The organism is uncultured Candidatus Puniceispirillum sp. (assembly GCF_963979125.1).
Taxonomy (GTDB): Bacteria; Pseudomonadota; Alphaproteobacteria; order Puniceispirillales; family Puniceispirillaceae; genus Puniceispirillum.
In genome coordinates this window covers 1-3,170 of record NZ_CAXBVX010000153.1, presented here as the reverse complement: position 1 = coordinate 3,170, position 3,170 = coordinate 1, and the positions used below count along the sequence as shown (strand labels likewise).

At 47.3% G+C, this 3,170-nt stretch carries 2 protein-coding genes and 1 pseudogene; all 3 read right to left on the bottom strand.

Annotation, left to right across the window (positions count from 1 at the left end; all coding sequences use genetic code 11):
• A pseudogene (locus ABNT28_RS10570) lies at positions 1–676 on the bottom strand (hypothetical protein); the annotation flags it as partial.
• A gap of 35 nt (positions 677–711) precedes the next feature.
• Complete coding sequence (fliG, locus tag ABNT28_RS10565) at positions 712–1,743, bottom strand: flagellar motor switch protein FliG (protein WP_348721571.1); 1,032 nt, start codon at positions 1,741–1,743, stop codon at positions 712–714.
• Positions 1,744–1,799: 56 nt separating this feature from the next.
• The coding region (gene fliF, locus ABNT28_RS10560) for a flagellar basal-body MS-ring/collar protein FliF (protein WP_348721570.1) at positions 1,800–3,170 on the bottom strand (1,371 nt) is incomplete at its 5' end.

The window sequence follows — 3,170 nt, the reverse complement described above, 5'->3', positions numbered from 1 at the left end:
CCTCAGGGTTGGTCAAAGACAAAACAGCCTGTTCAAAACTTTGCAAAACCTTTTCCAGCTGTTCTGCCGCTTTTGCCTGACCTTCGGCAAGCCCTGCTTCCTGACCACGTTTATATTCTGCTTCAAGCACGCTTGCATCTGGTGCGGATGGCGCTACTGGCGCGGGCGAAACCTGAGCAGCTTGTTCATTTTGGGTGTCTGTCTGTTGTGCGGTTTGTGCGTCTGGCACAGGATCAGATGTGGTGCCTTCCGATGCAATATTGGTTGCACCGTCGTCTGACTGATCGGCACGGTTTTCTGATTGAGGCTGGGTTTCAGCTGACACGTCCATTGTGGCTACATCTGCTGACTCAGCTGTAACCGCCGCCGTATCACTATTGTCTGTTGGTGCTTCAGCTGTGTCTTGTTCAGACATGGCGGTTTGATGCGAAGCTGTGTGATCAGTTGCAGTTTGTTCATCCACTGCCTTTTTAGCCGCCGCAATCGCATTAGCTTCATCACGGCGCTTTTGTGCCGCCATTGCTATTTCGACAAGGCTTTTAGGCTCAAAGGGGCTATGCGCGCTGACCGGTAAAACATCTGACCGCTCATATCTTGCCTTGTTGGATAAAGTAATAAGACGGGCAATTTCAGTATCCGCCAATCCATCCGTATTTTCGAGAGCTGCTTCATTCATTTTTTTGTCTGTCCTGTGACCTCATCATCTTTATATTAGACGAAGTCATCACCTCCACGACCTGCAAGCACAATACTGCCTTCATCAGAAAGACGACGCGCAATGTTAATGATACGCTTTTGCGCTTCTTGAACCTCAGTCAAGCGCACAGGACCCAAAGCCTCCATCTCATCAGCCAGATTGGCCGCAGCACGCGCTGACATACATGAAAATAGTTTTTCACGAAGCGGTTCATCTGCACCTTTAAGAGCCAGAACCAGATCTTCTGTATCGACGTTACGCATTAGCGTCTGAAGTGACTTATCATCCGAACCAAGCAGATTATCAAAGACAAACATGGCTTCCTGAATACCTTGCATAAGAAGCTTGTCGCCCTTAGCAAGCTCTTTCATGATACGTGCTTCCATGTCCTGTTTTGTAAAGTTCATAATCCGAGCAGCGGCTTTAACACCACCAACCTGTGTTGCACGCAAGGTCGTATTCGCCTTGAATTTGCGTTGCATTACGTCTTCGAGTTCACGAAGTGCATCCGGTTGAACCGTTTCAAGCGTTGCGATACGTCCGATGACGTCAGATTGAATTTCATCAGGCAACAGCATCAACACATCGGCACCAAGTCCAAAATCAAGATAGGAAATAACCAAAGCGATAATCTGGGGATGTTCATCGATAATGAGTTCAGAAATAGACCGCGCGTCCATCCAGTCCAAAATTTCAATTGGGCGGTCACTACTTGACGGCGTAATCCGGCTAAGAACTGATTGCGCTTTATCCTCACCAAGAGCTTTATTTAGAACGTTACGGATATAGTTACCGGCACCAAGACCCAAACTGGTCTGTTCCTTAATGATTGCCAAAAATTCATCAAGAACCCGGTTCACCGTGTCCTGATCCAGGCCTTGCACCGAATACATAGCGGTACCAAGATGCTGCACCTCACGAGGTGAGAGGTTTTTCAATATTTCTGAGGCTTCCTCTTCACCAAGCAGCATCATCAAAATTGCTGATTTTTGAGTACCCGATAACTTTTCATAAGCATCGTTTTTTTTGTTCGGAGCATCTGCCATATCACTCTCTTCTACCCTTGACTAAACCTTCGGCAAACTGCCTATAGGTGTTAATTTTACCCGATGTCACGTTCCATCATAGATTTGAACACGTTTGATACGCGACCTGCTTCATCACCTACGATCATTCTGATCACAGCCACCTTATCATCATATGTGTTGGCTGTATCCAGCATTTCTGCGGAAATAGCTGCCTTCTTGGGCTTCAGTTTAGCCTTAATATCTTCAAGGCTTTCACCTTCTTGAACCTCAATAGCCTCATTAGCCAAATCATCGTCAAGACCAACCATTGCTTCGCCTGGTGCCCCAACTGCGGCCGGAACCATAATCCGGCCAATCAGCGGACGGATAACGCCCAGCACAACAACACCCATGATAAGAAGTGTCATGCCCTGCTTCATGAGATTGATAGCCCATTCCATATCATACCAAGCTTTTGAGATACCTTCGATTGCCGAAACAAAGGCTGAACTGCTGACCGTTAGCTGGTCACCACGCTCGGCATCAATACCAATGGCATTGGCGACAAGCTTTTCTATTTCAGCCAATTTTTCAGGTGTAAAAGGAACAACTTCCATCAGACCTGTTTCAGGGTTCACAACTTCCTTGTCTCTGACCAGAACAGCAGCCTGAATACGAACGATACGTGTCGAAGGGCTTTGTGTTGTGGACACTGTGCGGCTGACTTCGTAGTTACGCACCTCGTTTGAGGACTGAGTCTTTAAACCAACCTTATCAAGCGCATCATCACCCTGAACAGTATCAATTTCACTTTGTAAAGGAGGTTGGTTAGCTGTTGCCCCCGGAATACCACGCGCATTGGCTTCAGATGTCATATCGACACTTTTTTGCTCACTGCGCAAAGCGTTGCCTTCGGGGTCAACACGTTCTTCGGTTGTTTCGCTACGCGTGTAATCAATATCAAGATTAATCTGCGATGTAACATTGCCTGCACCTACAATTGGCGAGACCAATGAAATGACACGATTACGATAGATATTTTCAAGACGAATGCGATGTTGCAACTGGCTGTCCGAAAGTAATGACGCCGTATCGTCAGTTGGCTTGGACAGCAAGGCACCAAATTGATCGACAACCGTGACGTCTGTTTTGGCCATATTTGGCACCGATGAAGATACAAGATGAACCACCGCATCAACCTGTTGCGAACCAAGGCTACGTCCATTGTTCATCTGGATGAAAACCGAGGCTGTTGGCGGCGTCGCGTTACGCGCAAAAACAGATTTTTCTGGAATTGCGAGGTGAACACGAGCAGACACAACACCTTCAATTTCGCCTATAGAACGTGCAAGTTCTATTTCCTGGCTTTGCTTGAGACGTACATTTTCAACCGAACGGCTAGAGCCCATAGGGATATCGCCAACACTGGCATAACCATCTGGTACTGAGGTTGGCAAACCCTGCGC

Coding starts and splice junctions, on each gene's coding strand:
- fliG (WP_348721571.1), bottom strand. CDS start 1,743: ATGGCAGATGCTCCGAACAAAAAAAACGATGCTTATGAAAAGTTATCG.